The organism is Mycobacterium helveticum (assembly GCF_007714205.1).
GTDB classification, from domain to species: Bacteria; Actinomycetota; Actinomycetes; order Mycobacteriales; family Mycobacteriaceae; genus Mycobacterium; species Mycobacterium helveticum.
In genome coordinates this window covers 1-3,421 of the sequence record NZ_VMQU01000230.1, presented here as the reverse complement: position 1 = coordinate 3,421, position 3,421 = coordinate 1, and the positions used below count along the sequence as shown (strand labels likewise).

At 68.1% G+C, this 3,421-nt stretch carries 4 protein-coding genes and 1 pseudogene; 1 reads left to right on the top strand and 4 read right to left on the bottom strand.

What is annotated here, in order from left to right:
* Positions 1-120: 120 nt before the first annotated feature.
* The 3 genes and pseudogenes from FPZ47_RS26895 to FPZ47_RS26885 all read right to left on the bottom strand — a co-directional run.
* Positions 121-687 carry a TetR/AcrR family transcriptional regulator gene (locus FPZ47_RS26895; RefSeq protein ID WP_342781078.1) on the bottom strand — a complete coding sequence of 189 codons (567 nt, stop codon included), beginning with the start codon at positions 685-687 and terminating at the stop codon, positions 121-123.
* A gap of 99 nt (positions 688-786) precedes the next feature.
* Entirely contained in the window at positions 787-2,076 is a 1,290-nt protein-coding gene (locus FPZ47_RS26890; RefSeq protein ID WP_425461810.1) for a lipase family protein, read from the bottom strand.
* 73 nt (positions 2,077-2,149) lie between these two features.
* Positions 2,150-2,575: pseudogene (locus FPZ47_RS26885) on the bottom strand (alpha/beta hydrolase family protein); the annotation flags it as partial.
* On the opposite strand from FPZ47_RS26885, the gene FPZ47_RS26880 reads away from it, so the two are divergent.
* The gene (locus FPZ47_RS26880; RefSeq protein WP_144953403.1) at positions 2,550-2,747 is read left to right on the top strand and encodes a hypothetical protein; all 198 of its coding nucleotides are present in this window, start codon (positions 2,550-2,552) and stop codon (positions 2,745-2,747) included. The pseudogene FPZ47_RS26885 and the gene FPZ47_RS26880 sit on opposite strands and share 26 nt — an antisense overlap.
* A gap of 12 nt (positions 2,748-2,759) precedes the next feature.
* On the opposite strand, the gene FPZ47_RS26875 is transcribed toward FPZ47_RS26880, so the two are convergent.
* On the bottom strand, positions 2,760-3,421 hold a 662-nt coding region (locus tag FPZ47_RS26875), incomplete at its 5' end, for a polysaccharide deacetylase family protein (protein ID WP_145039733.1).

Here is a 3,421-nt window from a genome sequence, read left to right as displayed (position 1 = left end):
CGATTATCCCTTGCAGGAAGGGCACTTCCGCGCTACGACGCGGCCCTCAATCCATAGCCGGCTGAAAAATCAGGGTCTGACATGCTCATGACGCTACCGCCGGTGGTGTCGGCGGGTGCGTCAGCGGCCGCGGACCTCAGCCACGCCCGCGATGACGCCCCGGATCAGCCGGTCGAGGCGTTCGGCGTCGTCGACGGTCGGCTGACCCGCCACGAACGTCAACATGACCCCGTTGATGAACGCCAGCGTGGCGACAGCCTGGTCTTCGATCAGCGCCGGATCCGGCGTGCTTCCGGTGGGATACCACTGCGTCACGACCTGGCGCGCCAGCGCATGCAGCCGTTCCGCGGACTCGCTCAGGATCGCGGTCAGTTCGGGGTCCCGGCCGGCGAGCAGAACGAGCTCGTAACGCGCCTTGGCGCGGGTCAACCAGGGTTCGCTGTTGACGTACATGACGATGCGGGCCAGCCCCGCGGTGCCGGCGAATTGCGTCGACTGACCCTTGGCAAGTTCGGCGACCAGCGAGAAGTCGGCCACGTCGAGTTCGGCGAGCCGGGCGGCGACGGCGTGCAGCAACGCCTTGCGGGTCCGGAAGTAGAACGAGGCGGTGCCGGCCGGGACGCCGGCGTGCTCGTCGACCTTCGGGTGGCTGACGCCGTGGACCCCGTTCTCGCCGAGCAGTTCGATCGCGGCGTCGGCGAGTTGGCGGCGCCGCGCGGGCGCGTTGTGCTTTCTCCGTGCAGCGATGCGTCCAGTCTATCCGCCGGCGGAGGAACCCCGGAGGCTTCAGAAGTCGCCGCAGTTGGGCGCGGTGGGTTCGCCGTTGAAGCGGGCGGCGACCCACTGCATGGCCGGTTCGCCGTCGACGAGCATAGGCAGGGCGTGGTTGATGACGAGCTTGTTGAGGAAGGGTGGCCCTTCGTTGGTGCGGAATTCGACGTCGGCACCCTGGTCGCACCAGTCGCGGCCGAGTTGGTTCGCCGCCGTCCACGGCACCAGCGGGTCGTAGCGGTTGCTGTCGATCAGCACCGGCGCGTTGGGTTTGTGGCGGCCGATCCGCTGCTCGTCCAGCAGGGTGCTGAACGGTTCCTCGTTGACCAGTTGGCCGATGTCCTCGGTGAAGTAGGGCTGCAGGTGGCGGAACATGAAGTCCAGCAGCGTTTGGCCGACGCACTGCCGTGACACCGACTCCAGCATCGCCAGCCCGCGCGGGGTCATCTTCGCGCGGATCAGGTCGGCGAACTCGGGATAGGCGGCCATCACGCTGTTGAGCGCATACCCGACGACGCCGACCAGGGCGCTGCCGTCGGCGTAGGGGAACAGCTCCTTGAGGTTGGCCGGTGGCGCCCCGACGTAAGTACCCACGATGTGCAGCTCGGGCGCATACGACGAGGCCAGTTCGGCTGCCGACGCGGTCGCGCCGCCGCCCTGGGAATATCCCCAGAAGGCAACGGGCCCAGACGGATCCAGGGACGTTTCGGGCAGGTGCATGGCCGCCCGCGCGGCGTCGAGCACCGCCTGGCCCTCGGCTACCCGGCCCACGTAGGTGTGCATGGACACGGTGCCGAGGCCTTCGTAGTCGGTCATCACGACGGCGAAGCCGCGGGCGACCATGGTGGCGACGAACATCTCCTCGTAGTTGAACATGATGTCCCAGCCGCCCGAATAGTGGATGCCCTGGTTGAACATTCGGGACGGGGCGCATTGATTGCCCTGACCTTGCGTGCCGGGCGCGTAGCTGATCAGGGGCCGCGGTCCCTTGCCGGGCCAGTCGTTGTACGGCTCGAAGTAGGTGCCGGTGACCGCGATCGGGTTCCCGCGGGTGTCGGTGCTGCGGTACATGATCCGGGTTCCGGTCGCCATGATCGCGCCGAGTTGGCCGGAGGGCTCGAGCACCAGGCGCGAGGGCTCGGTGCGGATCAGGTCACCGGGCCGGCCGGGCGGCAGTAGGTCCGGCGGAAGGTAGAACTCGGCGTATCGCGGCTCGTCGCCGCTGTCGGCCCGGGCGTCCGCCAGGCCGGCCGATGCGGCAACGATCAGCAGTAGGACCGCGAAAATCCCCCCAAACCCGCGCATTACGGAACGGTAACAATCAACCACCCGTGAGCGGAAGGCAATCTCTAAAATTTTAGAGATCGGTGTGGCGGGTCTAACCGCGGTGCGCGTCGAAGAATCGCCAGATGGTGTCGGTCGCGTCGAGTGCCGCCGACGGCTCGGGGACGCCGGCGAGTTCTGCCGGCGGCGTGCGCTTTCCGCCGGGCCACTGGTGCCCCGCGCCGGCCACCGAGATCAACTCCACGGTCCGCCCGTCGGCGCAGCCGGCGGTTTGCGTGGTGACGTCGCCGACGGTGGCGGAGGTGGGCGGCCCGCAGGCGTCGATGGCACCCCAGGTGGCGTTGACCGACTCCACCGAGGGCCCGTCGACCCGCGGAGCGCCGTTGACCCCGAACGCTTTTCCGGGCCCGCCGGTGTAGGGCACCCGGTCGTCGGCCGTGCCGTGGATCTGCAGCAGCGACGCCGGCCGGGCCTGAGTGCAGTCGGTCAGCAGGGTGCCCGCTCCCGGCGACGCCCGCGCGCGGATCGTCGAACTGACGGCGCGGGGCCGCCATGCCCTGCGCGTAATGCACTCCAGTGCAAAGGAATTGGAGTCGCAATGGGAAAATACCGTGGGGCGCCGCCAATTGACCGAACTGCGGGAAAGCCTGCAGTTGTTGCTCGCGGCCCGATCTCGAACGGCCGACGGCTGACGATCCGCGCCGCTACGGGGTTCTGAGGAAGACGTCGTTGAGCGTGACGGTGCGCAGGTTCCGCGACCGGATGATGTCGATCAGCTGCGGATAGACGTGCGTGACGGGCAGGTGGTTGAGGTGCCCGATCACGATGGCCTGCGGGGTGAAGTACTGGTCGGCCATCTTCAGGATGTAGTCCTCGGTGATCAACGTCGAATCCGACAGCGAGCCCGACCATAACGTGGGGGCGGTGTAGCCGAGGTCGGCCGCGACCGCGTCGACGGTGGCGTTGCGCTTCGCGTAGGGGGGCCGGTAATACGGTTTCGCGCCGACGCCGTACGTCTTCTTCAAAAATTCGTCGTTGCGGGTGAGTTCTTCCGAAATCCTGGTGTGGGGCACCGCCGTTAGGTCCGGGTGCGACCAGGTGTGGTTGCCGAGCTGAATCTGCCCGGATTCCACCAACGGCAGCAGCATGTCGCGGTTCTCGGTCCAGGAGTCGTAGATCCCGTTGACGAAGAACGTCATCCGCACGCCGGTGTCCCGGGCGAGTTGCGTGTAGGCGCGCACCACATCGCTGTTGACGCCGTCGTCGAGGGTCAGCGCGAGCAGGTCGCCCTCGCCGGGCAGCGTTCTCAGGGCGCCGCCCCCCGGCAGCGGGACGCGGGCGCTCGGCGGCGGGGGCGGCAACAGTG